This window comes from Pseudomonas sp. Pso3 (assembly GCF_055393275.1).
This window is the reverse complement of sequence record NZ_AP043687.1, coordinates 1,111,723-1,135,881: the sequence shown is the minus strand read 5'-3', so window position 1 is coordinate 1,135,881 and position 24,159 is coordinate 1,111,723. Positions and strand designations below refer to the sequence as shown.

Genomic DNA, 24,159 nt, shown 5'->3' with positions numbered 1-24,159 from the left:
GATCCTTGAAGCACAACACACAATAAAGACCGTCTCGCCAGCGCCGTACAGCGCCAGGCCATTCAGGTCCCACGAGGAACAGGCGTGAAACTCAGCGACATCGCCCAATTGGCCGGCGTATCCCTCACCACCGCCAGCTACGTCATCAACGGCAAGGCGGCGCAAAGGCGCATCAGCGCAGCCACCGTGGCGCGGGTCATGGCCGTGGTCGAAGCCCACGGCTACCAGCCCGACCAGCGCGCCGCCGGCCTGCGCCGCGGGGCCACCCACACCCTGGGCTTCCTGCTGCCGGATCTGGAAAACCCCAGCTACGCACGCCTGGCCAAGCAGCTGGAACGCCGGGCACGGGCGCGTGGCTATCAGTTGCTGATCGCCTGCACCGATGACAATCCCGACAGCGAACGCCAGCTCATCGCGCTGTTTCGCGCCCGCCGCTGCGACGGCCTGTTCACCGCCAGCAGCCTGGCCGAAGACGACGCCCCCTACCGCCAGCTGCAGGAACACAACATCCCGATCATCGCCATCGATCGCCAGCTCGATCCGGCCCAATTCTGCTCGGTGGTCAGCGACGACCACACCGCCGGCCGGCAACTGGCAGCCACCCTGCTGACGCCGGACACCCACAGCATCGCGCTGATCGGCGCCCGCCCCGACCTCGCCATCAGCCGCGCCCGCGCCGCCGGCTTCGCCGCCGCCCTCGCCGATCACCCGGCGCGCCACTGGGAGCGGCATGCGCCCCACTACAGCCGGGAAGGCGGTCGCGCCCAGGCGCTGGCCATGATCGAGGAACTCGGCCACTGGCCCGAGGCGCTGCTGACCACCTCCTACGTCCTGCTGCAGGGCGTGCTGGACGTGCTGCGCGATCATCCGCTGGCCGAGGGCGATACCCTGCGCCTGGCCACCTTTGGCGATACCCAGTTGCTGGACTATCTGCCGTTCAAGGTCAACGCCATCTCCCAGCAGCACGAGGTCATCACCGAGCGCGCCCTGGAACTGATGCTGGACGCCCTGGAAAACGACCACTATCTGCCCGGTGTCCAAGCCATTCCGAGGGTCCTCAAACGCCGCCTGTCATGAGCCTGCTGATCGACACCCACAATCACCTGGACTATCCGGACTTCGACATCGCGCGCCCGGCGCTGCTGGCCGAGTGCGCGCGCCTCGGAGTGGTCCGCCAGGTGCTGATCGGCGTCGAACGCAGCCAGTGGCCGCAACTCTGGCGGGTCGCCACGGCCAATGCCGGCCTCCATGCGGCGCCCGGCCTGCATCCCCTGTACCTGCAGCGTCATCAGGAAGCCGATATCGAAGCGCTCCGGGCCTTCTGCCTGGAGCGCCGGAGCGATCCCCGCCTCTGCGCCCTGGGCGAGATCGGTCTGGACTATTTCATCGAGGCGCCGGACAAGGCGCGCCAGGCCTGGTTCTTCGAACAGCAGGTGCGCCTGGCCATGGAGCTGGAGTTGCCGGTGCTGCTGCACGTGCGCCGCGCCCATGCCGATGTGGTCAGGATCCTGAAGCGTCTCAAGCCACCCCGGGCCGGCATCGCCCATGCCTTTTCCGGCAGCTTCGAGGAAGCCCGCGAATACCTGCGCCTGGGTTTCAAGATCGGCCTGGGCGGCGCACCCACCTGGCCGCAGGCGAAGAGACTGCAGCGGGTACTGCCACAGTTGCCGCTGGAGGGCATCGTGCTGGAGACCGATGCGCCCGACATGCCGCCCGCCATGCATCCGGACGTGCGCAACAGCCCCACCCATCTGCCGGCCATCTGCGCCGCCCTGGCGCCGCTCTGGCAGGTCTCGCCCGAGACCCTGGCCACCGTCACCACCCGCAATGCCTGCGCAGTGTTCGGCTGGGACGCCGCCGGCCTCGCCTAGTTTTCCTCGACCGCCAATTCGCCTTGCAGCCGCGCCCAGTCGAAGGCCGGACCGGGATCGGTCTTGCGCCCCGGGGCGATGTCGCTGTGGCCCTGGATACGTTCCGCGGTGATCGCCGGATAGGCGCGCTGCAGCGCCCGCGTCAGCCGCCCCAGGGCACGGTACTGGGCGTCGGTGTAGGCCAGGTCGTCCGTGCCTTCCAGTTCGATGCCCAGGGAGAAGTCGTTGCAGTTCTCGCGTCCCTCGAAGGACGAGACGCCGGCATGCCAGGCGCGCTGGGCGCAGGAGACGAACTGGGTCACCGTCCCGTCGCGCTCGATGAGAAAGTGCGCCGCCACCTTCAGCTTGGCGATCTCCGCAAAGAAGGGATGGGCCGAATGATCCAGGCAATTCTGGAAGAAGGCCTGGACGCAGCCGGTGCCGAATTGCCCGGGCGGCAAGCTGATGTTGTGGATCACCAGCAGGGACACTTCCGTCCCTGCCGGGCGTTCGTTGTGGTTGGGCGAAGGACACAGCCGCGCCTCGCGATACCAGCCATCGACGAACACCCCGTCCATCAGCGGGCCTTGGCCTTGAGCGCGTCGCGCAGCGCGCTGGCGTCGCTGAATTCCCGCTGACCGACGAAACGGCCATGGTCGAGGGTCACCCAGAGCACCTTGTCGGCCGCGCCGGGAAAGCGCGGCACGATGCGCGATTCGCGGTCGAGCAGGACCCGGTAGCCATACTTGCGCATGGCCGGCACGGCGAACATCCGGGTGATGGCCGCCGGCATGCTGCTGATGTCGGCGATGTAGGCCACCCGGGTACCGTCGATATAGCCTGCCGGCTGATCGCGCATGGCTTCCTTGACCAGCCCCGAGCCGCTCATGCTGCGCGCCAGCAGCAGGACCTGCAGCTGGTCGTCGAAGGTATAGGGCTGGTCACGCTGATCGAGCAGGGTGAAGGGCGCCACCCGCTCACCCGGTTCGAGCGCCAGAGCGGTCAGGGGCAGCAGCAGACACGACAGCAACAACGCCAGAACTCCAGCGCGCATGGCATCCTCTCTTGAACGGTCTATCGAGGCCGCTATCCTGCCCTACCGCTCGGATTGGCACCACCATCGCGTCGAGGAGCCCCATGATCCCTCTCAAAGAACTGCTGGCCCAGGTTCCCCAGTCGGGCGAGGTGCGCTGGATCGGCGTGCGACCCAGCGCGCGCGCACCCATGGTCGAGATCGACGCGGTGGAGGCCCGGCGTGACGCCGGCCTGACCGGCGATCACGCCCGGCCCACCCCGCGCAACCAGCGCCAGGTCACCCTGATCCAGTGGGAACACCTGCCGGTGGTGGCCGCGCTGATCGGCAAGGCGGTCGCACCCGCCGACCTGCGCCGCAATCTGGCCATCGCCGGGATCAATCTGTTCAGCCTGAAGAACCGGCGCTTTCGCATCGGCCAGGCGGTGCTGGAGACCACCGGCTGGTGCCAGCCCTGTGCGCGCCTGGAAGAACGTCTCGGGCCAGGGACCTTCCAGGCCATGCGCGGCCACGGCGGCCTCACGGCCCGGGTCCTGGAAAGCGGCATCATCCGCCTGGGCGATCGGCTGGAGGTCCTGGATTGACCCCAGTTTCCCTAGGGTCGAATGGCCGGGCCAGCCCGGTTAAACTAGCGCTACCTCTCGTCGCCGCAGACGTCCCTGCCAGAGCAGATGCAGGCCGCTTCCCTTGAATTTGACGACTTTTCGCCCATCTTCCTTGCTAGATGTCTCGATTCGCGCGCTTCGACGACCCCAGATTTTCACCAGCCCGGGACTGCGCCGCACGCGGCGACGCGCCCGGTCCGGCTCACGCTTTCCTTCTCTATGAGTGCTCTCCATGACCCATCGCATCGTTATCGTCGGCGGCGGCGCCGGCGGCCTGGAACTGGCTACCCGCCTGGGCCGTAGCCTGGGCAAGCGCGATCAGGCGCAGATCGTGCTGATCGACGCCAATGCCACCCACCTGTGGAAACCGCTGCTGCACGAGGTGGCCGCCGGCTCGCTCAACTCCACCGAAGACGAACTGAGCTATGTCGCCCAGGCCAAGTGGAATCACTTCGAATTCCAGCTCGGACGCATGACCGGCCTGGATCGCGAGCGCCGCAAGGTGCAACTGGCCGCCATCGAGGACGACGGCGCCGTCCTGGTCCCGGAACGGGAGATCGCCTATGACTCCCTGGTACTGGCCATCGGCAGCACCACCAACGATTTCGGCACGCCGGGCGCCGCGGAAAACTGCATCTTCCTCGACACCCGGGCTCAGGCCGAGCGCTTCCACCGCAAGCTGCTGACCCACTACCTGCGTGCCCATGTCAGCGAGCAGCCGGGTGAATTCATCGAAGTGGCCATCGTCGGTGCCGGCGCCACCGGCGTGGAATTGGCGGCCGAATTGCGCAACGCCGCCGAAGAGCTGCAGGCCTACGGCATGGATCGCATCCGCCCCGAAGACCTGCGCATCACCCTGGTCGAAGCCGGTCCGCGCATCCTCCCGGCCCTGCCCGAGCGGATCGCCGGCCAGGCGCATCGCACCCTGGAAAAACTCGGCGTGCGGGTGCTGACCGGTTCGGCGGTCAAGGAAGTCCGCGCCGACGGCCTGCAGACCGCGGGTGAATTCGTCCCGGCCAGCCTCAAGGTCTGGGCCGCCGGCATCCGCGCACCGGCCTTTCTCAAGGACCTGGCGGGTCTCGAGACCAACCGCATCAACCAGCTGGTGGTCAACTCGACGCTGCAGACCACCCGCGACCCGAATGTCTTCGCCCTGGGCGACTGCGCGGCCTGCCCGCTGACCCCCGGCGATACCCGTACCGTGCCGCCGCGTGCCCAGTCCGCCCACCAGCAGGCCTCGCTGCTGGTGAAGACCTTCAAGGCACGCCTGGAAGGCAAGCCGCTACCCGACTACGTCTACAAGGACTACGGCTCGCTGATCTCGCTGTCGCGCTTCAGCGCGGTCGGCAATCTCATGGGCGGCGCCCTGGGCAGTCTGACCCTGGAAGGCTGGCTGGCGCGGACCTTCTATGTCTCGCTCTACCGGATGCACCAGGTGGCCCTCTATGGCCCGCTGCGCGCCCTGGCGCTGTTTGCCGGCGATCACCTGAGACGCAAGACCGAGCCGCGCCTCAAACTGCACTAGGCCCCTGGCCCAGGCATGAAAAAAGCCGTCCCGAGGGACGGCTTTTTTGTGTCGCAGCGATCTCAGGAAGGCGACTGGCCCCGCAGGTTGCCGATCACCGAGGTCATGGCCCGGTCGAACAGCAAGGCATCGTCCAGCAGCCGTACCCGGTCTTCCTGGTAATCCAGCGCCAGCTCCTCACGGGTGCGATCCAGCACCTTCATGCCGGTCCGATTGACGAACACCAGGCGGCCCATGGGCCGGATGACCGCGGCCAGCTTGCAGCGCAGCTTTTGCTCGACGTCCTGGATCTCCAGCCAGGCGCCTACCGAAAGGGCATCCACCCACTCCAGGGAGTCGCTGGTCAGCCCGGTGATCCGTTCGCCTGCGCGTGGCAGCTCGAAGGGTTCCTCGGCGGGAGGCGAGGCAGGTGCCACGCTCGCGTTGTCCGCTGCCGCATCCGCCAGCTCGGGACGGGTCTGCTGAAAGGTCTGGACGTGCAGGGATTCCAGTTCGGTGAAGAATTCGGAGGTGGAGAAGGGATCGAAGGCCGCGCTGGCCAGGCCTTCCCGCAACGCCTTGAGCAAGCCGGGCACCATCTCCAGCAGACGCTGGCGGGACGCCACGTCGTGGTGCGGCTGGATGCTCCAGATCAGATCGTCCATGGTCTTGAGGGCTGCGCGCCATTCGCTGGAGTCGTAGCCCTGCTTCAGGCAGGTCAGCAGCAGCACCTGGCTCCAGGCCTCGCGCAGGACACGCTGTACTGCGGCCGGCAGAGAGTGTTCCTGCAGACGCTGACTCAGGACGTGCTCGACCTGCAAGCGGGCGATCTCGGCGCGCGCCCGGCCTTCCTCGGCATCGCGGGTGCGCTGCTCGAGCAATTCGCTGCGCCGCTGTTCGTCGCTGACATAGGCCATGAAGTCGGCCAGCAGCTCGGCGAAGATCTCTGGATCGTCGACGAAGTCGGACAGCAGGCGCTGCACGATCTGCTCGATCTTCTGATACAGGCCGTCGCGCTGCAGATCGCTCTGCTCGCCCCAGCCCAGGGAGGCGGCGGCGATCTCGTTGAGCAGCCGCCGGGCCGGATGGCTGCCACGGCTGAAAAAGGTCTTGTCGAGGACCGCGACCTTGAGCATGGGAATCTGCAGGCGAGCGATCAGCGCCTTGAGCGAATCCGGCAGGGTGAGGTCGTCGAGAATGAATTCGAACAGCATCGCCACCAGGTTGATGACGTCTTCGTCGACCTGCCCCACCACGCGCTTTCGACCCGAGCGCTCGCTGATGCGGCCCAGGGCCACCCCCAGTTGCGCCTTGAGGTCATAGCCCTCCAGGGACTGGCCGGAAATCTGCTGCTGCAGGTGCGACAGCAGCCGCATGAGGTCGTAGCTGGTGATGGCCTGGCCATCACCGGTCGCGGCACCCTCATCGACCGCCATGCCGCCACCCAGCGTGGCGCTGCCCGGCGTGCGCAGCTGGGCCAGGAGGCCCTGCAGGGTACCAAAGAGCTCCTGACCGTCGTCTTCGCTGTTGACGTGGGCCGGGGTGCGCCCGCTGTAGCCCTTGGCCGAGCGGCTCGGCACCTGCTGGGGGATGGCCTTGAGTTGGGGCAGTACGCCGGCGTCGACCAGCTGCCGATTGGATTCCGCGTACAGCTGACCCAGACCATTGAGCACGAAACGCTCGAACAGCTTGTAGATGATCAGCTTGACCTTGATGTCGGTGTCGAGATCGCGACAGGCTTCGACGAAGGCCTCGCACAGACGGCGCGGGCCCAGCGGATGGGTCGAGTCGTCCAGCTTGCTCGACAGCTGGGTATTGAATCTGATGGTCAGGTGGCTGATGGCCATGGCGTTGTTGCTGAGCGCCTTGGCCACCATGGTGTCCACGGCGACGCTCTCTTCCAGCGCATCGTTCTGCACCAGGCTGAGGTCTTCGTAGGAGACGCTGTCCAGGCGCATCTCCGGCTTGCTGCCGACCAGGTTGTTCAGCGCGGCGAAACGCTCGAAATACTGCTGGAGAAAGCTGCGCTCGATACTCTTGCGGCGCAGACGCAGGTCGCGCATCGCTTCGAAATAGAGGCTCTGTTCCTGGTTGCTGCCGGCGCGATCGGCCATTTCAAACAGCGCATCGTCGGCGTTGTCGAACAGCTGCTGCAAGGAGGCGTTGAGTCGCTGAGCGGCGCGATCCCTGACCGGTAAAAGCACTGCAGGCAATCGGGAAGAGGACTCCCCGAGCGCCTTGAAATGAACTACGTTTACGTCGTTCTGCACCACCGCCTCCCACAACCGTTCTTGCGTTCGGCTGAATCGCGTTCCACTACAGGAGCATTGAACAACGTTGGCCGCCCTGGCCGCGAGGTGAAACGTTGTCGATGTGCCATTATTTGCTCTGCTAAGGCATCGACCAATCGGCATCTGCACAGTACATGACAGGGTTCACAAGGCACCTGTCTGTCAGCGCCTGCCCTTAGAATAACTCAACGTTGTCTATCTCAGATCGTCAACCTCCCCTAAAGTTGCCCGCGCGTCCGCCGCTATCCCTACCGGAGTCCGTTCATGTCCAGCGCCACCTCTGCCGATCTCGCCCAGGTCATCACCGAAAACGTCGCCGCCGCACTGCGCGAAGACGTCGGCAGTGGTGATCTCACGGCGGGTCTGATCCCCGCTCACCAGCAGGCCCGGGCGCGGATCATCACCCGCGAGGCCGCGGTAGTGGCGGGCACGGCCTGGGTCGACGAGGTGTTCCGGGTGCTGGATCCCGCAGTCGAGGTCCGCTGGCAGGTCGCCGACGGCGAGCGGGTCGCGCCCGACCAGGTGCTGTTCGAACTCCAGGGTCCCGCGCGCGCCCTGCTCACCGGCGAGCGCAGCGCCCTGAATTTCCTGCAGTTGCTGTCCGGCACCGCCACCCGCTGCCGCCACTATGCCGATCTGGTGCAGGACACCGCCGTCCGCTTGCTGGACACCCGCAAGACCCTGCCCGGCCTGCGCCGCGCCCAGAAATACGCGGTCACCTGCGGCGGCTGCTACAACCACCGCATCGGCCTGTTCGACGCCTTCCTGATCAAGGAAAACCACATTGCCGCCTGTGGCGGTATCGCCCAGGCCGTGGCCACCGCCCGGCAACTGGCGCCGGGGCGTCCGGTGGAGGTCGAGGTGGAAAATCTGCAGGAGCTGGAACAGGCCCTGAGCGCCGGCGCGGACATCGTCATGCTGGACGAGCTGAGCCTGGCCGACATGCGTACGGCGGTGGCCCTGACCGCCGGCCGGGCCAAGCTGGAAGCCTCGGGTGGCGTCAACCAGGACACCCTGCTCGGCATCGCCCAGACCGGTGTCGACTACATCTCCATCGGCACCCTGACCAAGGACGTCAAGGCCATCGACCTGTCCATGCGCGTCCTGGATCGAGTGGGATAGGCAAAGGACCTCGCGGCGGCTAGACTCCGCAGCCGCGCCCTTTGCGCAACGGCTTCGAGCGGTCCTGACGACCGCTCGCCTCTCGCGACACTCGAACAAGATCGAACCCGTGACCAAAGATCAACTTCGCGCTGAACTGGAACGCCAGGCCCAGCGCTATCAGGATGTCTACGGTGGCGAAATCGTCACCTACGCCGCTCAACCCAAGCCCGACCGCAAGCCCTGGAAAAAAAGGCCGACCGTGCAGGACGAGGTGTTCGCCTCCGAAGTACGCAAGATCGCCGATCTCAAGGCCAAGACCAGCGCCGAGGCCACCGCTCAGGACGCCTGAGTCGAGTCCGTATCCCTACTGTCCGGGGCGTCCTCGTGCTCTTGCCGTGCCTGCAGTTGCTGCCAGAGCGCGGCGGCGGCACTGAAGTCGGCGCCGCCCTCTTCAGTCATGGCCTGCAGGTCATAGCGCGACAGGCAGCCCTCGCCCAGGCGCGGTGTCGGCGCCGCGGCACCGGGCGCCGCCGCTGGCCGTTCGTGGTCAGTCGAAGATGACGGTCTTGTTGCCATGAACCATGACCCGCTCTTGCAGGTGGTATCTCAGGCCGCGCGACAGCACCATCTTCTCGACGTCCTTGCCCAGGCGCACCATGTCTTCGACGTTGTCCCGGTGGCTGACGCGTTCCACGTCCTGCTCGATGATCGGCCCGGCATCCAGCTCTTCGGTCACGTAGTGGCAGGTGGCGCCGATCAGCTTGACGCCGCGCTGCGCCGCCTGGTGATAGGGCTTGGCCCCGACAAAGGACGGCAGGAAGCTGTGGTGGATGTTGATCACCTGGTGGGCATAGCGCGCGCAGAGATCCGGCGGCAGGATCTGCATGTAGCGCGCCAGGACCACGGTATCGGCCTGGTGCAGATCGATCAGCCGCGAGACCTCGTCGAAGGCCGGCTGCTTGTTGGCGGGATCGACCGGCACATGGAAGAAGGGAATGCCGTGCCATTCGACCATGCTGCGCAGGGTGTCGTGGTTGGAGATGACGCAGGGGATCTCGCAATCCAGCTCGCCGCTGTGCCAGCGGTGCAACAGGTCGGCCAGGCAGTGGGATTCGCGACTGGCCATGAGCACCACGCGCTTGCGCTGGGCCGAATCGGTGATCCGCCATTGCATGGAGAATTCCCGTGCAATGGGTGCGAAGGCCTGACTGAAGCCGGCCAGATCGAAGGGCAGTGAATCGGCGCGGATCTCATGGCGCATGAAGAACCAGCCACTCTCCGTATCCGAATGGTGACTCGCTTCGGTAATCCAGCCGTTATAGGTCGCCAGGAAGTTGCTGACCTTGGCCACGATACCTACCCCGTCCGGACAGGCGATCACCAGACGAAACGTTTGCATAGCACAACCTCGAACGAAAAGGGGCTGCATTCTAGGCGCAGTCGCCGGCAGCGTCGAGCGGCGCAGGGCACCATAGCGCGCGACTGTAGGGCCAGGGTAAAGACTTTGCAAAGGACAAGTAAGAACCGATAAGTTCCGCCAATGCCCTGTCGAAAGTTACGCGTATTCGACAACTTCGCTGTTTAGACGAAACGGGCTGCAATTATCGACCTGTCAGGCGGACAGTTTACTTATCCCGATAGCCAATCTATGATCGGTGCAGACTTTCATCTCTGCATCACTCAGAACAAAGGCCGTTTATGTCGCTCATCAATGAATACCGCCAGACCGAAGAAGCCATCAAGGAACTGCAGGAGCGCCTGAAGTCGCTGCAAGAGGACGACAAACTGCAGCGCGAACTGGAATTCGAAAAGAAACTCCGTTCGCTGATGGGTGAGTATCAGAAATCCCTGCGTGACATCATCGGCATTCTCGATACCGAAGCCAAGCCCGCCCGCCAGACCCGCACTCCCAAGGCCAGCAGCGGCAGTACGCCCAAGCGCGCGCGCAAAGTTAAGCAATACAAGAATCCGCACAATGGCGAAGTGATCGAAACCAAGGGTGGCAATCACAAGACGCTGAAAGAGTGGAAAGCCAAATGGGGTTCGGACGACGTCGAATCCTGGGCAACGCTGCTGGATTGATCAGAAGAACGCCGGCCAGCCGGCGTTTTTTTTGCCCGCCGGGCAGGCGTTTACCGCAGCCTGCCAGGCGCGGACCCAGGTTAGGCCTGGTGACTGCTCGCCGTTATCGATACCCCGCACCACAGCGCCCGAAGCGCTTTCATCTCCGGCGCGATACTTCCCTATCACTTGTCCCCTGCTTCAACCGCGGTCGGATAGCGTCCGTCCGAATGTGCTGCTTGCCACTCTTTTTTGGTTAACAAACGTCTCGGATCGGTATCCGGCTTTTGCGACTTCAGGCAACCGCCCGATCCAATCGCTGCATCACCGCTCGAACATGAGCGGACCAGGCCTCGAGAATCGGCACCTGATCAACCGGGACTTCCCGCCGCAATTGTTCGGTCAGGGTGAGGAACTGCGTGCAGGTCATATGACCTTGTTGCTCTTCACCCAGCAGACGCTGCCGACAGAATTGTCGCCAACGAGCCTCTTCTTCCGCCGTCAGCAACTCGGGAAAGTTGCGCGCTCGATAGCGAAAGAACAGCTCTGGATGTCGCTCATCCCGAAAGGGCCAGGCGCGGCTGCCAAGTTGCTCCGCCGGACATTGATGAACTTGGTCGCAGAGTTGCCGTTCTTCGGCGGCAATGAAGCCGTCGTACAGTCTTGCTTCGGCCTCCTGTTCCTGGGCGGCCAATCCGGATGCCTCGGCATAGAGGGCCTGCACCTTGGGTTGCCAGGTCGCACGCTGGTCGAGCAGTTGGCGGACGCGGCGCCAGACGGCCGCCAGATCGAATTGCAGCCGTTCCATGTCCGCCGGACGCAAGACGCTGAAGGGCGCCAGAATCGGACATTTGTTGACCTGTACCAGCTTGAGCGGCACCGGCAGGTCACCCTCGGCCAGCGCATCCCGCCGGGTATAGAGGCGTTCGCGCAGGGTCTCGACGTCCAGGTCCAGCAGCGGCTCCGGCGCCAGGCCGAGGTCGCAGACGATCAACGCATTGCGATTGACCGGATGCCAGGCCAGCGGCAGGACAGGGGCGAGAAAGTGCCGCTCGGCGCTGAAGCGTCCCGAGACGTGCAGCAGGGGTTCGAGCAGACGAATGCGCGCCAGCGCCGCCTTCTTCTGGCGCTGCGTCCAGAGATAGTCATAGAGCCTTGGCTGCCGCTGCCTGACCAGGCGCGCCAGGGCCAGGGTCGCGCGGACATCCGCCAGGGCGTCATGGGCCTGGGCGTGTTCGATGCCATTGGCGACGGTCAGGCGATCCAGGCGCAGGGAAACGCGCTGCTCGTCCTGCGGCCAGTCCAGGCTTTCCGGGCGAAAGGCATAGAGCGCCCGGATCAGGCCAAGCACATCCCAGCGACTGTTGCCCTGCTGCCACTCGCGGGCATAGGGGTCGTGAAAGTTGCGGTACAGGCTGTGCCGTACCATTTCGTCGTCGAATCTGAGGTTGTTGTAGCCGACGCTGCAGGTATTGGGACGCCGCAACTCCTCATGCAGACGCTGGACGAAGTCCCGCTCGCGCAGCCCCAGGCGCTGCAGGGTGGCGGGCAGGATACCGGTGACCAGGCAGGCTGCCGGATGGGGCAGGACGTCCTCGCTCAGCTGGCAATGCAGATTGAGCGGTGCTTCGATTTCGTTGAGGTCCAGATCGGTACGCACCCCGGCCACCTGTAGCGGACGATCCCGCCGTGGATCGATGCCCGTGGTCTCGAAGTCGTACCAGAAGATACTTTGCGTCACACCGCCCTCCCCTAGAATCGGCGCAGTCTAGCATCGTCGCGCGCCTTGCTCCCGGGCGCCCGCACCCGCTAGGCTCTGGCGTCCGTCTACCGCGTATCCTCCCTTACCATGCGTTCAGTCGATCGGCTCTCCGTTCGTTCCAGGTGCCGAGGTATCGGCGTACGCCTGGGCGCCGCCGTCTGGGCGCTGACCCTGTCGCTGGCGTGCCTCGCGCAGCAGGAGCCGCTGTCCTGCCCTCTGCCGCCGCAGACCGACAGCGGCCCGGCCAGCCTGCGCCTGACCCATCAGGGACTCGACAGCCGGACCGCGCGCCAACTCGCCACCCAACTCGCCGCGACCACCCGCAGCACCGATCCCCAGGCGCTGGCGGCGGCTTACCTGCAGCACTTTGGCAGCCGGGTGCAACGGGGCCAGCCCGAGCAGCTCGCCGAATTACCGCCCCAGGACGTCAGGTTCTGGCTGGCCGGCAACCCGCCCCTGGCGGAGGCTCAGGCCCAGGCGCTGCTGGACTGGGTCGAGGCGGGCGGCAGGCTGGTGGCCGTCGCCGATGACAGCACCCTGGCGCTCAGCGCGACCCTGGGCGTGCGTCCCATGGCGACCCGCGAACTGGGCGGCGCCGCCCCGCCGATCATGGCGCTGCCCCTGTGGCCCAACCTGACCCAACTCTATCTCGCCGAAGACGATGCTCCCGCCTACCTCGGCTTCGACGACAGTCGCCATCTGTTCGATGTCGGCGATCAGGCGGTGGCCTGGGCCAGCAGCGCCAGCGCCACCCATATGCTGATGCTGCCCTGGGGCGATGGCAGCGTGACCCTGCTGTCGGACAGCGACCTCTGGAGCAACGCCCATCTCGCCCAGTACGACAATGCCTGGCTGCTGTGGTACCTCACCCAGGGCGCGCCGGTGACCCTGATCGCCCCGGCGCCACCGCTCCCCCTGTGGCTGGACGCCTTGCAACGCTATGGCCTGGCCCTTGGGCTGCTGACGCTGGCGGCAGGAATCTGGCTGAGACGTCGTCGGCAGAATCCGGCGCCACGGCGTGATGCCCAACGCTGGCCCGAATTGATCGCCACGCTGCAGCGCGATATCCAGCGCGAGGCGCACCGCCGCCGCCCCGAACTCGCCGACCAGGGCGTGGCCGAGCGCTGGCAATATCTTGCGCGTCTGAGCGGCTTGAGCACCCGCGCGGTGGGCGAGGCGATGCGCCCAAGCCCGGCGCGCCTCTCCGCTCGCGACTTCACCCGCCGCATCGTCCAGCTGCGCCTGTTGCACCTGGCCGTGCGTCCCCCGCTCCCGAGGACTTCCGATGACCGACAGTTCCCCTCCTGACGCCACTCCGGTGGACGCTGGCGATACCGGCGTCAAGGCCCGCGCCCTGACCCGCCTGCAGGCCCTGCGGCAGGCCCTGCTCAAGGTGCTGCCACAGCAGGACGCCGCCGTGGACGGACTGCTCGCCAGCCTGCTGGCCGGCGGTCACCTGTTGCTGGAAGGTCCCACCGGCTCCGGCAAGACGCTGCTGACCCGCGCCCTGGCGGCCAGCCTGGATGCCGGTTTCGCCCGGCTGCACTGCCATCCGGCCCTGACCCCTGCCGAGGTGGCCGGCGAAATCGTCACGGACCTCGGCAGCGACAGTGCCCGTCTGCGCCGGGGTCCGCTGTTCAATTCCCTGGTCCTGCTCGAAGACCTGCATCGGGCGCCGCCGGTGGTCCTCCAGTTGCTGGACGACGCCCTGCAGGGCCGCCAGCTGAGCCTGGGCGGTCGCCAGGTGCCCCTGCCGGCGCCCTTCATGGTGATCGCCACCCGCCCCCCGGGCAGCGAGCTGCCACTGGCGCTGCGGGATCGCTTCCTGGTGCAACTGCGTCTGGAGTGGCCGGCAGAAGGCCAGGAACTGGCCGCCCTGCGCCTGGCCGTGCAGCAGGGCCTGGGCGACCCCCTGGAAGCGGCGGCGCTGCGCCCCCTGCTGCAGGCGCGGGATCTGCCGGCGCTGCAGCGACTGGTGGCCGGCCTGCCGGTTGCGGAGCCGGTCCTGGAGCATGCCGTGCGCCTGATCCGTCTCACCCGGGAATGGCCGGCCTTCGAACAGGGCGCCGGACCGCGCGCCGGTCAGGCCCTGCTGCGCCTGGCCCAGGCACAGGCCTTTCTGCGGGGTGGCGACAGCGTGACGCCCGAGGATGTGCGCACCCTGCTGCCCGCCGTGCTGCGGCCGCGGCTGCGGCTGACGCCAGAACGCGAATTCGAGGGTGACAGCCTGGACGGCCAGATCCTCAAGCTGCTGGGACAGTGTCCGGCACCGCGCCCATGATCCAGCGCTGCCTGCCCCTAGCGCTGGTCGCCCTGGCGCTGCTCAGCCTGATCCTGGGCGAACTGGCGCCCCTGCGCTGGCAGGGCCTGCCGGCGGCGGGTGCCCTGCTGCTGCTGGTGCTGAGCGTTATGGGGCGGCTGAACGCCCGCCGGCGCCGGCGAGCGAGTGGTGAGCATCCGCCGCTCGCCGCGCCGGCCTCCAGGGCACGCCTGCGCGCGGATACCCCCCTGCACCTGCTGATCGCCAGCCCGGCCGAGCAGGGACGAGGACCGGCCGAGCGGTCAGGCGACCACCAGCAGATGCTGGGTTTCGGGCAGGCCCTGGCAGCCAGCGGCAATGAGCTGCGGCTCTATGGTCTCGATCCCGAGCTGCGCCTGCTGGCGGCAGGCACGGCTGCTTGCCGCCTGACCCCAGCCGAACTGCCGGTGCGGCTGCCAGGTGCGACGAGCGATCTCAGGGCAGCGCTGGCACGGCTCTGCCGTCAGGCGCGCCCGGGCAGTGTGCTGGTGGTGGCGGCACCGCTGGATGAAGAGCTGGCGGTCTGGCTCGGCCGTCTGGACCTGGTCCGACGCGGCCTGCAGCTCTGGCTGGTCGACACCGCACGCCAGCAGGTGGCGGAACTCGACGACATCCGCAGCTGGCGCGATGCCCGCCGCTATGCCGACGCCTGGCAGGCCCGGATCCAGGGCGAGCGGCTGGCCGCGCGGCTGGAGCGAAGGCACGTCCGCTGGCTGGCGGCCGGCGCCACGGCGGATCTGCAGACCTGCCTGCTGCAGCTATGGAATGCCGGTGACCCGGATCAGGCCGCCGACTGAGAGAGGCGGCCGAAGGTGAAGTAGTGCTGCAGCACGTCGATCAATTCGGCGAATTCGGCCGGCGGCTCGGCGACGCTGAAGCCCGAATCGTAGTTGCCCGGGGTCACGTCTTCATGACTCCACTGGCAGCGGGCGTCGAAGTCGACGAAATGCAGCTGACCGTCCTGCCCCGGAATCTTCAGCCGAAGTTCGAAGCGCGCGTTCACCAGCATGGGCAGCTGGCTGATCATCAGCAGCCCCTCGCGGGAAATGTTGCCGATGTAGCCCATGGGCTTGTCGGTAAAGCGGTTGAACACCTTCAGATAGTAGGGCAGCTGGTGGCGCTCGATACGACGATTCTGAGTCATGGTGCGATTCATCCTGCACACGGTAAAGCCACTTTACCGACAACGTCCTGGAAAGCTCAGCGCTGCGGTAGTTTTCGCACCGGTTGGGGCGTCGCAACGGCCGTTCCGCCATCTAGCCCCAATTGGCGCAGGGTGTCCAGTCGGGCCTGGGCCCGATAGGCGTATTCGCTGGCCGGAAACCGGACCTGGATGAAACGATAGGTCTGGACCGCGTCGGCGTACAGTTGCTGCTGCTCCAGACACTGGCCGCGCAGCATGGAAAATTCCGGTTGCAGCCAGGGCCGTGCCCGACCCTTGCGTTCAGCCTGGGAGATCTGCAGCAAGGCATTGTTGCAGTCGCCTTCGCTATAGGATTTATAGGCGGCATCCAGATAGGAATTCATCGAGACGCTGGTACAGCCGGTGAGGCCGAGCAGCAGGAACAGGCAGAGATAAGGGCGCATGGAAAGTCCTCCTGCTCGCTAGATCGGCGCCGGAGCCCGCTTCTTGAGGGCAAACGACCATTGGTGTGACCAAGCTGCGAAAAGCCGTCATGTGCTGGCCACGCGACAGCGCTACAATGAGCTGCGCTCCGTGTTCTACGTCGACTCGGCGCTAAGGCGCCGACTCATGGTTGCAATCCGCTAAAGGAAAGACTGCATGATTTATCGCCGTACCAAGATCGTCGCCACCCTGGGCCCGGCCAGCAATTCTCCGGAAGTCCTCGAGCAGCTCATCATCGCCGGCATCGACGTCGCCCGCCTGAACTTCTCGCATGGAACGCCCGACGAGCACCGGGCTCGTGGTCAGCTGGTACGGGATCTCGCCGCCAAGCACGGTCGCCATGTCGCCCTGCTCGGCGATCTCCAGGGTCCGAAGATCCGCATCGCCAAGTTCGTCAACAAGCGCATCGAACTCAAGGTCGGCGATCCCTTCCGCCTGTCCATCGCTCATCCGCGCACCGAAGGCACCGAAGAAGTGGTCGGCATCGACTACCCGGGCCTGGTCACCGACTGCCGCGTGGGTGACGAACTGCTGCTGGACGATGGCCGCGTGGTCCTGCGCGTGGAAGGCATGACCGCCACCGAACTGCATTGCACCACCCTGATCGGCGGCCCGCTGTCGGACCACAAGGGCATCAACCGTCGCGGTGGTGGCCTCACCGCTCCGGCGCTGACCGACAAGGACCGCGAAGACATCAAGCTGGCCGCCTCCATGGAGGTCGACTATCTGGCCGTGTCCTTCCCGCGTGATGCCGAAGACATGCACGAAGCCCGTCGCCTGATGGAAGCCGCCGGTGGCAAGTCCTGGCTGGTGGCCAAGATCGAGCGCGCCGAAGCCGTGGCGGACGACGAAGCCCTGGACGGCCTGATCCATGCCAGTGACGCCGTGATGGTGGCCCGGGGCGACCTGGGCGTGGAAATCGGCGACGCCGAGCTGGTGGGCATCCAGAAGCGCATCATTTCCCACGCCCGGCGCCTCAACAAGGCGGTGATCACCGCGACCCAGATGATGGAGTCGATGATCAGCAGCCCCATGCCGACCCGTGCGGAAGTCTCCGACGTGGCCAACGCCGTGCTGGACAACACCGACGCCGTGATGCTCTCCGCCGAGAGCGCCGCCGGCCAGTATCCGGTGGAAGCGGTCAAGGCCATGGCGCGCGTCTGCGTCGGTGCCGAGAAGCAGCCCACCAGCAAGCTGTCCAGCCACCGCCTGGGTCATACCTTCACCCGTTGGGACGAGAGCATCGCCCTGGCCTCCATCTACGTGGCCAACCACTTCCCCGGCGTGAAGGCCATCATCAGCCTGACCGACACCGGCTACACCCCGCTGATCATGTCGCGCCTGCGTTCCTCGGTGCCGATCTTCTCCTTCGCGTCCAGCCGCGCCACCCAGGCCCGCACCGCGCTGTTCCGCAACGTGCACACCATCCCCTTCGACCCGACCACCATGCCGGCGAACAAGGTGAGCCAGGCCGCGGTGGACGAACTGCTCAAGCGCGGTATCGTCGAGCACGGCGACTGGGTCATCCTGACCAAGGGCGACAGCTACACCAAGCGTGACGGCACCAACACCATGAAGATGTACCGCGTGGGCGACCTGCTGGTCTGACCCCCGCCGCCGGTCTCCGACCGGTGCTGAAGACAAAGCCCCGCACAGGTCCCTGTGCGGGGCTTTTTTCTGGACGGATCGGGGCCAGGCAGCCCTAGCGACCGCCGGCGGCCAAGTAGGCCAGGTGCAGGGCCGCAGCGCCCAGGACACCCAGGCTGCAACTGATGAGGATGCCGCGCTGCAGCGCGCGCAAGCGCCCTTCTCGCCGTGCTTCCAGGCGACTGGCATCGATCAGGGCTACGCTGGTCAACGGCTGTTCACGCATCGTCTCGCTCCCTACCCATTTAAATGCACTATATTCTCATTCTCACATAGGTCAAGGGAGTCCGGCGGGCGCCTGGCGGACTGTGGCAGAATAGCCGGTTTGGTACGAACAGCCTGGGTGAACGATGGCGTTACGTTTCGAACGGCTCAAGTGGCAGGACTGGAAAGGCGCCTTCACGGAGCGCAACTACGAGCGCGGCCGGCGGCTGGCGCTCGACGGCCTGGTGCAACTGCGCTCGGCCGCCAAGGGCCAGCTCTATGCCGAGTGCCACAGCCCGGCCGGACCGGCCTATCGGCAGGCGATCAGCCTGCGCGCGGGCGAGACCGCCTGGCGGGTCGACGCCCGCTGCACCTGCCCGGTCGGCCGCAACTGCAAGCATGCCGCCGCCGCCCTCATCGAACTCGAGCGGCTGCAACGCAGCGAGGCCGCCCTGCCGGCCACGCCGGTCGCCCATCCGGAGCTGCCTCGCCCGGTCCTGACCCTTGGCAGCCATACCCAGATCGATTACGACCGCCACATCGGCAAGATGAGACCCACGGTACGCCATCGCGCCGCCCTGGCCTTCGCCTATGGCTCGCGGCGCCTGTTCGGCGCGCCGCCGCGCACCCCGGAGGCCGACTATCCCGCGCGCCAGCTGCCGGCCGAACAACGCTGGCGGCAGACGCTGCTCGACCACGGCCTGCGCCTGGCCACCCGGCGCAGCGCCGCGCTGCCCGACGACAGTGGCGAGATGTTCGAACTGCCGGACGACCCCGCCTGGCTCAGATTCGTGCAGCAGGTCATCCCCGGTCTGCGCGAAGCCGGCTGGCAGATCGAGGCCCATCCCGAATTCACCTTCGACCTGACACCGGTGGAAGGCTGGTACGGTCACCTCGAAGAGGTGCAGGACGCGACCGCCGCGAGCGGCCAGTTCGACGTCGAACTGGGCATCCGCCTGGGCCAGCGCCGCGTCAGCCTGATCCCGCTGCTGATCGACGCCATACGGCGCGAGCCCTCCCAGTACGAACCGGCGATGCTGGCCAAGCGCGCCGACGACGAACCCGTGCTCTTGCGTATCGAGCCGCCGCGCCTGGCCGGCCAGCAGGGCCGGGTGCAACGGGTCGCCGTGCCCCTGGGGCGGCTCAAGCCGATCCTGCAGATCCTCGGTGAACTCTATGCCACCGATCGCCTCACCCAGGATCGTGCGCTGCGCCTGCCGCGCCTGGACGCCGCGCGCCTGGCCGAGCTGGACGAACGCCTGCCGCTGGAGTGGGAAGGCGGCGAGCGCCTGCGCAACTTTGCCGAACGCCTGCGCAGCTATGCCGCCGAGCCGGTGGTCCTGCCGGACACCCTGCACGCCGAATTGCGGCCCTATCAGCGCGACGGCGTGGCCTGGCTGCAGGCGCTGCGGGAACTGGACGTGGGCGGCATCCTGGCCGACGACATGGGCCTGGGCAAGACGCTGCAGACCCTGGCGCACATCCTCGTCGAGCAGGCGGCCGGTCGCCTGACCGCGCCGGCGCTTATCGTCATGCCCACCAGCCTGATCCCCAACTGGCAGGACGAGATCGCCCGCTTCGCCCCCGGCCTGCGCGTGCTGACCCTGCAGGGCAGCGCCCGCAGCAGTCGCTTCGAGCGGATTCCGGAACACGACGTGGTGCTCACCACCTATGCCCTGCTGCCCCGTGACGCCGAGCGCCTGGCCGGCTACGACTTCCACCTGCAGGTGCTCGACGAAGCCCAGTCGATCAAGAATGCTGCCACCAAGGCCGCCCAGGCGGCGCGCCACCTGCGCGCCCGCCATCGCCTCTGCCTGACCGGCACGCCGCTGGAAAATCACCTGGGCGAACTCTGGTCGCAATTCCACTTCCTGATGCCCGGCTGGCTGGGCGACGAGAAAGGCTTCAAGCAGGCCTATCGCATCCCCGTGGAGCGCGAAGGCGATGTGCAGCGCCTGGCGGCGCTCAAGGCACGGGTCCGACCCTTCATGCTGCGCCGCACCAAGCAGCGGGTCGCCAGCGAATTGCCGCCCAAGACCGAGATCGTCCAGCTGGTCGAACTCAGCGCGGCGCAACGCGAGCGCTACGAAGACCTGCGCCTATTGCTGGACGAGCGCGTCCGCGCCGAGATCGCCCGACAGGGCATCGGTCGCAGCCAGCTGTTGATCCTCGATGCCCTGCTGCGTCTGCGCCAGGTCTGCTGCGACCTGCGCCTGGTGCCCAACGAAGACGCCAGCGTGGCCAAGCCCTCGGCGAAACTGGCGGCGCTGAACGAGCGCCTCGACGCCCTGCTCCCCGGTGGCAGCCGGGTCCTGGTGTTCTCCCAGTTCACCAGCATGCTCGACCTCATCGCCGCCGATCTCGACCAGCGCGGCATCCCGTACGTCACCCTGACCGGCGAAACCCGGGATCGGCGCACCCCGGTGCAGCGCTTCCAGAATGGCGAGGTGCCGGTGTTCCTGCTCAGCCTCAAGGCCGGCGGCAGCGGTCTCAACCTGACGGCGGCCGACACCGTGATCCACTTCGATCCCTGGTGGAATCCGGCCGCCGAGCAGCAGGCCAGCGATCGCGCCTACCGCATCGGCCAGGATCGCCCGGTGTTCGTCTACAAGCTGATCGCCCGCGGCACCCTGGAAGAACGCATCCAGCAGCTGCAGCAGGAAAAGGCGCGCCTGAGCGCCGGCATTCTCAGCGAGAACAGCGGCGACTGGCGCCTGACCGAAAGCGACCTGGCCCAGTTGTTGGCGCCGCTGGACCGCTAGGCACCCGCCAACGGCTCATCCCGGCAGCGTCTGGCCTGGCCAGCTGCGGTGCCGGGAACGCAGCGGATAGCGGTGCCGCGGGCTACTTGTCGCCCGCGCCCTCGCCCACCACATCACCCGCCGCATCCAGCGCCCTGCTGGAAGGAAACCTGTTCGAGGCGACGCGGACCGCCAGCACCGCAAGCGACAGCAGAAAGATCCCGCCGCAGAGATACAGCAGCCCGACATCCGGTGGCCGATGATGAGAGACGTCACCGATCAGGTAGCGGGTCAGGGCGGTGATGGCGATATAGAGCAGGAAGCGGATCGGCAGGTGGTTGGTCTTGAAGTAGATGCCAACCATGGCACCCAGCTCCAGGTAGATGAAGAGCAGCAGGATGTCATCGATGCTCGCCTGGCCCTTGTCGAGCATGCCGAGGAAGGCCAGCACCGAGGCCCAGGCCGTGGCCGCGCCTATGGCGAACAGCCCGAAGTAGTGGAAGCCTTCCACCAGCAGGTTGCCGAGGGAGTTCGCCCCGTCGTGCATGCGTTTGCGACCGTTGTCTGCCCATTTCATGGCGTGCTGCTCCCTCCGCAAGAGTGAAGACCTCCACTCGAAGATAGATCCATGCCGGAATCCCGTTCTCGAGGTTGCCCTGGCGTCAGTCGCTCTTATAGCGAGAAGCCGGACCGTCGGCCAGTGCGCAACTGTCGCAGACTGGACGGCCCGGCGCTGGCAGGCTAAAACCTGAGGAAAAGCCCGCGAGGGCTCCGGAGTCTACCGTGGACGCGCGTCTTTCCTGTCTCGCCTGCCTGGACCGGCCCGATCCCCGGCTGCTGGAAGCCGCCCTGTGGATCGCGGCCGAACACCACGAACAGATCGATCCCCCAGCCCTGTTGCACTCGCTGGACGACCTGGCACTGCGCCTGGTCGCCAGCCTGGATGGCGATGCCAGTCACGCCGAGCGGGCCCAGGCCTTGTTGCGGCAGCTGTGCGATGCCGGTTTTCGCGCGGCCGAGTGGCCCCTGAACCCTACGGCTGCCCTGCTCGACGAGGTCCTGGCGCGGCGACGCGGCCAGCCGCTGTCGATCGCCCTGGTGGCTCTGGAACTGGCCCGGCGCCTGGAGATCGACCTGCAGGGCATCGGCTTTCCCGGACATTTCCTCTTGCGCGTGCCAGGCGCGGATCATCTGCTCGAACCCTTCGGCGGTCGTCGCCTGTACATGAACGACTGCCGCCAACTGCTGGTGGATCAGTTCGGGCCCAACGCGCAACTGCAGGCCAGCTATCTGGCGCCCCTCGGTCCGCGGCAGATGATGCAGCGACTCTCGCGCAATCTGCGGGAATTGCATCGCCAGGGCGACCAGCCGCTGGCCGCGCTCAAGGATGCCCAGCGGGTCATCGAGCTGGGCACGGTCGGGGTCATCGATCACCTGGCGCGCGCCGATCTGTACCGCCAGCTCGACTGCCCCCAGGCCGAGCGCTACGACCTGCAGCACGCCCTGCTGATCAGCGAAGACGATGCCGAACGCGAGCAGGTGCGGCGGCGGCTGGCGCAACTGGGCGCGCCGTCCGCCACCCTGCACTAGCGGTGCAGCAGCCAGAGCACCAGCTGGGCGCCGAGCAGATTGCTCAGGCCGGCCAGCACCATGACCAGGCCGGCCACGGTGCCCTCCTCCAGGCCGACCTCGTAGGCCTTGCTGGTCCCCACGCCATGGGCGCCCATGCCGAACAGGGCACCGCGGGCCAGGGCAGACTTGAGCGGCAGCAGCCTGATCAGCAGGCTGCCGAGGATGGCGCCCCCCAGGCCGGTGATCATCACGAAAGCCGCGGTCAGCTCGGGGATGCCCCCCACGGTGGCGGACATCGGCATGGCAAAGGGAGTACTGATGGAGCGCGGCAGCATGGACAGCAGCACCCGGTCATCGAGCAGCAGCAGCCGGGCCAGCAACCAGGAACTGCCAATGGCCACGCCACTGCCGACGCAGAGGCCGGCCAGCAACGCCTGCCAGTAGCGCGCCAGCAGGCGTCTCTGCTGCCAGATCGGCACGGCGAAGGCCACCGTCGCCGGCCCCAGCAGGGTGATCAGCCAGTGGCTGTAGTGGGCGTACTCGGCATAGCTCACCTGCTGCCAGAGGGTGGCGGCATAGAGCAGCACCGTGACGAAGATGATCGGACTGACCACATACCAGCGCAGCCGGGCATAGAGCAGCCGACTCACCCCATAGCCCGCCACCGTCAGCAGCAGCCAGAAGAGTCCGGGCAGATCAAGCATCGCGACGCCCTCGCCGGCGAAACATCCAGTCCACGGTCAAGGCGGTCGCGACCATGGTCAGCACGGTGCTGAGCAGGATGGCCAGCAGGATGCGCACACCCTCTTGCCGCAGCAACGGGCCGTAGTCGAGCAGACTCAGCAGCGCGGGAATGAAGAACAGCAGCATTTCCCCCAGCAGCAGGCGCACGCCGCCCTGCAACCACTCGGGCTCGACGATGCGCGCGGCCAGCAGCACCAGCAGCATGGCCAGCCCCACCACCCCGCCTGGTACCGGCAAGGCGAAATAGGTGGCCAGCCAGGTACCCACACCCCACAGCGCGCCCAATCCGCACAGCTCCAGAGCCAGGCGCAGATATCTATTCACCCAGGGCTCCTTCTCAAATCCTCGACAGGCGCCAAGGATACCGAGGCTGAGGGGACGAGGACAGCGAACCGGGCCCGGCGGCGCGCTCCGCGCGGGTAAAGCAGCTTTGCTGCCGGGGCAAGATCAGCCCAGGGCGGCGATGACCTCGGCGACCCAGCGCTCGGCGTCTTCGTCCGGCGTGACCGTCTCACTGGCATCGATGCGCAGCATGGGCAGCACTTCGCGCAGCCCCAGTTCGGCGAACAATTCCTGCATCAGCTCGCCGCCGCCGCAATAGGTGTCGCCATAGCTGGAATCACCCAGGGCCAGCACGGCGCCGGGTCGTCCGGACCAGGGCGGCAGCCGATCGCGCAGCTGGAAATACAGGGATTCCAGGTTGGCCGGCAATTCGCCCATGCCGGTGGTGGAGGTGACGGCCAGCAGAGCCTCGGGCGCGAAGGCCTCCAGGCTGGCGAGATCGGCATTGGGCTGGTGCCAGACCTCATGGCCTGCCGCGCTCAGGCGCGCCTTCACCTGACGGGCGATATCTTCGGCAGTGCCATAGACCGAGCCATTCAACAGTGCGACTTTCATACGGACCTCTTGCGTGGAATCCCGCCCAGTATGCCTGGCGCGGCCCGGCTTGGCGCTCCGTCAGCAAGACGACTCCGCTGGCAACCCCGGCTGCAGCCAAGGGTCTCAAGGCTTGTTATGCTAGCGCCGCCTGCTACCCCAGGCGTCTTCGCCACCTGTCCGCCTACCCGGCGGCGTGACGGCATCCGGCCTATCCGGCCCGATCGCCCGGAGTTAGA

Annotated in this window: 26 protein-coding genes; 13 read left to right on the top strand and 13 right to left on the bottom strand. The window is 66.7% G+C overall.

Going from position 1 to position 24,159, the window contains the following annotated elements; all coding sequences use genetic code 11:
* Positions 1 to 84: 84 nt before the first annotated feature.
* Entirely contained in the window at positions 85 to 1,077 is a 993-nt protein-coding gene (cra, locus tag ACZ5R1_RS05345) for a catabolite repressor/activator (RefSeq protein ID WP_007162019.1), read from the top strand.
* Positions 1,074 to 1,871: a TatD family hydrolase gene (locus ACZ5R1_RS05340; protein WP_464712839.1), complete on the top strand. Its 798-nt coding sequence runs from the start codon at positions 1,074 to 1,076 to the stop codon at positions 1,869 to 1,871. The genes cra and ACZ5R1_RS05340 overlap by 4 nt, the downstream gene beginning before the upstream one ends.
* On the opposite strand, the gene ampD is transcribed toward ACZ5R1_RS05340, so the two are convergent.
* Positions 1,868 to 2,428: a 1,6-anhydro-N-acetylmuramyl-L-alanine amidase AmpD gene (ampD, locus tag ACZ5R1_RS05335; protein ID WP_464712838.1), complete on the bottom strand. Its 561-nt coding sequence runs from the start codon at positions 2,426 to 2,428 to the stop codon at positions 1,868 to 1,870. The genes ACZ5R1_RS05340 and ampD overlap by 4 nt on opposite strands.
* Positions 2,428 to 2,904, bottom strand: coding sequence for a hypothetical protein (locus ACZ5R1_RS05330; RefSeq protein ID WP_027600770.1), 477 nt, complete (start codon positions 2,902 to 2,904; stop codon positions 2,428 to 2,430). The genes ampD and ACZ5R1_RS05330 overlap by 1 nt, the downstream gene beginning before the upstream one ends.
* An 83-nt stretch (positions 2,905 to 2,987) precedes the next feature.
* Between ACZ5R1_RS05330 and ACZ5R1_RS05325 the strand changes: the two genes are divergently transcribed.
* Positions 2,988 to 3,467 (top strand): MOSC domain-containing protein, encoded by a 480-nt coding sequence (locus tag ACZ5R1_RS05325; RefSeq protein ID WP_027600291.1) that lies wholly within the window; start codon positions 2,988 to 2,990, stop codon positions 3,465 to 3,467.
* A 253-nt stretch (positions 3,468 to 3,720) separates the two neighbouring features.
* A complete protein-coding gene (locus ACZ5R1_RS05320) occupies positions 3,721 to 5,013 on the top strand; it encodes an NAD(P)/FAD-dependent oxidoreductase (protein WP_464712837.1) in 1,293 nt (430 codons plus the stop codon).
* Between the two features lie 62 nt (positions 5,014 to 5,075).
* On the opposite strand, the gene ACZ5R1_RS05315 is transcribed toward ACZ5R1_RS05320, so the two are convergent.
* The gene (locus tag ACZ5R1_RS05315) at positions 5,076 to 7,262 is read right to left on the bottom strand and encodes a DUF1631 domain-containing protein (RefSeq protein ID WP_077171659.1); all 2,187 of its coding nucleotides are present in this window, start codon (positions 7,260 to 7,262) and stop codon (positions 5,076 to 5,078) included.
* Between the two features lie 285 nt (positions 7,263 to 7,547).
* On the opposite strand from ACZ5R1_RS05315, the gene nadC reads away from it, so the two are divergent.
* The gene (gene nadC, locus ACZ5R1_RS05310) at positions 7,548 to 8,405 is read left to right on the top strand and encodes a carboxylating nicotinate-nucleotide diphosphorylase (protein WP_027600288.1); all 858 of its coding nucleotides are present in this window, start codon (positions 7,548 to 7,550) and stop codon (positions 8,403 to 8,405) included.
* Positions 8,406 to 8,514: 109 nt separating this feature from the next.
* The gene (locus tag ACZ5R1_RS05305) at positions 8,515 to 8,736 is read left to right on the top strand and encodes a hypothetical protein (protein ID WP_027600287.1); all 222 of its coding nucleotides are present in this window, start codon (positions 8,515 to 8,517) and stop codon (positions 8,734 to 8,736) included.
* On the opposite strand, the gene ACZ5R1_RS05300 is transcribed toward ACZ5R1_RS05305, so the two are convergent.
* Both ACZ5R1_RS05300 and purU read right to left on the bottom strand, forming a co-directional pair.
* Positions 8,724 to 8,963, bottom strand: a complete 240-nt coding sequence (locus ACZ5R1_RS05300; protein WP_464712836.1) for a hypothetical protein — start codon at positions 8,961 to 8,963, stop codon at positions 8,724 to 8,726. The two genes, ACZ5R1_RS05305 and ACZ5R1_RS05300, sit on opposite strands and share 13 nt — an antisense overlap.
* The gene (purU, locus tag ACZ5R1_RS05295) at positions 8,935 to 9,786 is read right to left on the bottom strand and encodes a formyltetrahydrofolate deformylase (RefSeq protein ID WP_007162029.1); all 852 of its coding nucleotides are present in this window, start codon (positions 9,784 to 9,786) and stop codon (positions 8,935 to 8,937) included. The genes ACZ5R1_RS05300 and purU overlap by 29 nt, the downstream gene beginning before the upstream one ends.
* A gap of 299 nt (positions 9,787 to 10,085) precedes the next feature.
* Between purU and mvaT the strand changes: the two genes are divergently transcribed.
* Positions 10,086 to 10,469, top strand: coding sequence for a histone-like nucleoid-structuring protein MvaT (mvaT, locus tag ACZ5R1_RS05290; RefSeq protein ID WP_007162030.1), 384 nt, complete (start codon positions 10,086 to 10,088; stop codon positions 10,467 to 10,469).
* Between the two features lie 274 nt (positions 10,470 to 10,743).
* Here the strand turns inward: mvaT and sbcB are convergent, their stop codons facing one another.
* Positions 10,744 to 12,189, bottom strand: coding sequence for an exodeoxyribonuclease I (sbcB, locus tag ACZ5R1_RS05285; RefSeq protein WP_442441549.1), 1,446 nt, complete (start codon positions 12,187 to 12,189; stop codon positions 10,744 to 10,746).
* A gap of 108 nt (positions 12,190 to 12,297) precedes the next feature.
* Between sbcB and ACZ5R1_RS05280 the strand changes: the two genes are divergently transcribed.
* Genes ACZ5R1_RS05280 through ACZ5R1_RS05270 form a run of 3 tightly spaced genes read left to right on the top strand, consistent with a single transcriptional unit; the run spans position 12,298 to position 15,306 of the window.
* Positions 12,298 to 13,518 carry a DUF4350 domain-containing protein gene (locus ACZ5R1_RS05280; protein WP_144961849.1) on the top strand — a complete coding sequence of 407 codons (1,221 nt, stop codon included), beginning with the start codon at positions 12,298 to 12,300 and terminating at the stop codon, positions 13,516 to 13,518.
* Positions 13,496 to 14,491: an AAA family ATPase gene (locus ACZ5R1_RS05275; RefSeq protein ID WP_027600776.1), complete on the top strand. Its 996-nt coding sequence runs from the start codon at positions 13,496 to 13,498 to the stop codon at positions 14,489 to 14,491. Before ACZ5R1_RS05280 ends, ACZ5R1_RS05275 begins: the two co-directional genes overlap by 23 nt.
* Positions 14,488 to 15,306 carry a hypothetical protein gene (locus ACZ5R1_RS05270; protein ID WP_027600777.1) on the top strand — a complete coding sequence of 273 codons (819 nt, stop codon included), beginning with the start codon at positions 14,488 to 14,490 and terminating at the stop codon, positions 15,304 to 15,306. The genes ACZ5R1_RS05275 and ACZ5R1_RS05270 overlap by 4 nt, the downstream gene beginning before the upstream one ends.
* On the opposite strand, the gene ACZ5R1_RS05265 is transcribed toward ACZ5R1_RS05270, so the two are convergent.
* On the bottom strand, positions 15,291 to 15,653 hold the full coding sequence (locus tag ACZ5R1_RS05265; RefSeq protein WP_007162035.1) for a PilZ domain-containing protein: 363 nt from the start codon (positions 15,651 to 15,653) through the stop codon (positions 15,291 to 15,293). The genes ACZ5R1_RS05270 and ACZ5R1_RS05265 overlap by 16 nt on opposite strands.
* A 56-nt stretch (positions 15,654 to 15,709) precedes the next feature.
* Positions 15,710 to 16,096, bottom strand: coding sequence for a tetratricopeptide repeat protein (locus ACZ5R1_RS05260; RefSeq protein ID WP_007162036.1), 387 nt, complete (start codon positions 16,094 to 16,096; stop codon positions 15,710 to 15,712).
* A 196-nt stretch (positions 16,097 to 16,292) separates the two neighbouring features.
* Here ACZ5R1_RS05260 and pyk point away from each other — a divergent pair, with 196 nt between their 5' ends.
* Complete coding sequence (pyk, locus tag ACZ5R1_RS05255) at positions 16,293 to 17,744, top strand: pyruvate kinase (protein ID WP_007162037.1); 1,452 nt, start codon at positions 16,293 to 16,295, stop codon at positions 17,742 to 17,744.
* Between the two features lie 94 nt (positions 17,745 to 17,838).
* Here the strand turns inward: pyk and ACZ5R1_RS05250 are convergent, their stop codons facing one another.
* Positions 17,839 to 18,009, bottom strand: coding sequence for a hypothetical protein (locus tag ACZ5R1_RS05250; RefSeq protein WP_007162038.1), 171 nt, complete (start codon positions 18,007 to 18,009; stop codon positions 17,839 to 17,841).
* A gap of 124 nt (positions 18,010 to 18,133) precedes the next feature.
* Here ACZ5R1_RS05250 and ACZ5R1_RS05245 point away from each other — a divergent pair, with 124 nt between their 5' ends.
* On the top strand, positions 18,134 to 20,749 hold the full coding sequence (locus tag ACZ5R1_RS05245; protein ID WP_042137215.1) for a DEAD/DEAH box helicase: 2,616 nt from the start codon (positions 18,134 to 18,136) through the stop codon (positions 20,747 to 20,749).
* Between the two features lie 82 nt (positions 20,750 to 20,831).
* Here ACZ5R1_RS05245 and ACZ5R1_RS05240 read toward each other — a convergent pair whose 3' ends face one another.
* A complete protein-coding gene (locus ACZ5R1_RS05240) occupies positions 20,832 to 21,305 on the bottom strand; it encodes a phosphate-starvation-inducible protein PsiE (RefSeq protein WP_007162040.1) in 474 nt (157 codons plus the stop codon).
* Between the two features lie 206 nt (positions 21,306 to 21,511).
* Here ACZ5R1_RS05240 and ACZ5R1_RS05235 point away from each other — a divergent pair, with 206 nt between their 5' ends.
* Positions 21,512 to 22,318: a SirB1 family protein gene (locus ACZ5R1_RS05235; RefSeq protein WP_027600280.1), complete on the top strand. Its 807-nt coding sequence runs from the start codon at positions 21,512 to 21,514 to the stop codon at positions 22,316 to 22,318.
* Here the strand turns inward: ACZ5R1_RS05235 and ACZ5R1_RS05230 are convergent.
* The 3 genes from ACZ5R1_RS05230 to ACZ5R1_RS05220 form a co-directional block, all read right to left on the bottom strand.
* Positions 22,315 to 23,004 (bottom strand): LrgB family protein, encoded by a 690-nt coding sequence (locus ACZ5R1_RS05230; RefSeq protein ID WP_464712835.1) that lies wholly within the window; start codon positions 23,002 to 23,004, stop codon positions 22,315 to 22,317. The genes ACZ5R1_RS05235 and ACZ5R1_RS05230 overlap by 4 nt on opposite strands.
* The gene (locus ACZ5R1_RS05225; RefSeq protein ID WP_007162043.1) at positions 22,997 to 23,368 is read right to left on the bottom strand and encodes a CidA/LrgA family protein; all 372 of its coding nucleotides are present in this window, start codon (positions 23,366 to 23,368) and stop codon (positions 22,997 to 22,999) included. The genes ACZ5R1_RS05230 and ACZ5R1_RS05225 overlap by 8 nt, the downstream gene beginning before the upstream one ends.
* Before the next feature lie 123 nt (positions 23,369 to 23,491).
* The gene (locus ACZ5R1_RS05220; protein ID WP_278388177.1) at positions 23,492 to 23,941 is read right to left on the bottom strand and encodes a flavodoxin; all 450 of its coding nucleotides are present in this window, start codon (positions 23,939 to 23,941) and stop codon (positions 23,492 to 23,494) included.
* Positions 23,942 to 24,159 lie beyond the last annotated feature (218 nt).

Coding starts and splice junctions, on each gene's coding strand:
- ACZ5R1_RS05340 (WP_464712839.1), top strand. CDS start 1,074: ATGAGCCTGCTGATCGACACCCACAATCACCTGGACTATCCGGACTTC.
- ampD (WP_464712838.1), bottom strand. CDS start 2,428: ATGGACGGGGTGTTCGTCGATGGCTGGTATCGCGAGGCGCGGCTGTGT.
- ACZ5R1_RS05330 (WP_027600770.1), bottom strand. CDS start 2,904: ATGCGCGCTGGAGTTCTGGCGTTGTTGCTGTCGTGTCTGCTGCTGCCC.
- ACZ5R1_RS05325 (WP_027600291.1), top strand. CDS start 2,988: ATGATCCCTCTCAAAGAACTGCTGGCCCAGGTTCCCCAGTCGGGCGAG.
- ACZ5R1_RS05320 (WP_464712837.1), top strand. CDS start 3,721: ATGACCCATCGCATCGTTATCGTCGGCGGCGGCGCCGGCGGCCTGGAA.
- nadC (WP_027600288.1), top strand. CDS start 7,548: ATGTCCAGCGCCACCTCTGCCGATCTCGCCCAGGTCATCACCGAAAAC.
- ACZ5R1_RS05300 (WP_464712836.1), bottom strand. CDS start 8,963: ATGGCAACAAGACCGTCATCTTCGACTGACCACGAACGGCCAGCGGCG.
- purU (WP_007162029.1), bottom strand. CDS start 9,786: ATGCAAACGTTTCGTCTGGTGATCGCCTGTCCGGACGGGGTAGGTATC.
- mvaT (WP_007162030.1), top strand. CDS start 10,086: ATGTCGCTCATCAATGAATACCGCCAGACCGAAGAAGCCATCAAGGAA.
- ACZ5R1_RS05280 (WP_144961849.1), top strand. CDS start 12,298: ATGCGTTCAGTCGATCGGCTCTCCGTTCGTTCCAGGTGCCGAGGTATC.
- ACZ5R1_RS05275 (WP_027600776.1), top strand. CDS start 13,496: ATGACCGACAGTTCCCCTCCTGACGCCACTCCGGTGGACGCTGGCGAT.
- ACZ5R1_RS05270 (WP_027600777.1), top strand. CDS start 14,488: ATGATCCAGCGCTGCCTGCCCCTAGCGCTGGTCGCCCTGGCGCTGCTC.
- ACZ5R1_RS05265 (WP_007162035.1), bottom strand. CDS start 15,653: ATGACTCAGAATCGTCGTATCGAGCGCCACCAGCTGCCCTACTATCTG.
- ACZ5R1_RS05260 (WP_007162036.1), bottom strand. CDS start 16,096: ATGCGCCCTTATCTCTGCCTGTTCCTGCTGCTCGGCCTCACCGGCTGT.
- pyk (WP_007162037.1), top strand. CDS start 16,293: ATGATTTATCGCCGTACCAAGATCGTCGCCACCCTGGGCCCGGCCAGC.
- ACZ5R1_RS05250 (WP_007162038.1), bottom strand. CDS start 18,009: ATGCGTGAACAGCCGTTGACCAGCGTAGCCCTGATCGATGCCAGTCGC.
- ACZ5R1_RS05245 (WP_042137215.1), top strand. CDS start 18,134: ATGGCGTTACGTTTCGAACGGCTCAAGTGGCAGGACTGGAAAGGCGCC.
- ACZ5R1_RS05240 (WP_007162040.1), bottom strand. CDS start 21,305: ATGAAATGGGCAGACAACGGTCGCAAACGCATGCACGACGGGGCGAAC.
- ACZ5R1_RS05230 (WP_464712835.1), bottom strand. CDS start 23,004: ATGCTTGATCTGCCCGGACTCTTCTGGCTGCTGCTGACGGTGGCGGGC.
- ACZ5R1_RS05220 (WP_278388177.1), bottom strand. CDS start 23,941: ATGAAAGTCGCACTGTTGAATGGCTCGGTCTATGGCACTGCCGAAGAT.